General features: G+C 55.0%; 1 pseudogene. It reads right to left on the reverse strand.

From position 1 onward, the window contains the following. Window positions 1-258 (reverse strand): annotated as a pseudogene (locus tag SB764_RS42160) (tRNA (N6-isopentenyl adenosine(37)-C2)-methylthiotransferase MiaB); the annotation flags it as partial.

Below are 258 nucleotides of genomic sequence, written 5' to 3' on the forward strand. Positions count from 1 at the left end.
GCCACACAGCCGGCAACACCGATCATGAATTCGCGGCCCTGCTCTTCGCGCGATTTTTTCATGTCGCGCAGGCGTCCAAGCGCCGAATAGACCTTTTCAGCCGCCTTTTCACGGATGTGACAGGTATTCAGCAGAACCAGATCCGCCTCGCCCATATCCTCGGTCTGAACGTAACCATCCTTCGCCAGCGCATCGCTCATGCGGACGGAATCGTAAACGTTCATCTGACAGCCATAGGTCTTGATAAAAACCTTGCGG

Origin of the sequence: Paraburkholderia sp. SIMBA_027 (genome assembly GCF_046535315.1) — a bacterium.
GTDB classification, from domain to species: domain Bacteria; phylum Pseudomonadota; class Gammaproteobacteria; order Burkholderiales; family Burkholderiaceae; genus Paraburkholderia; species Paraburkholderia tropica.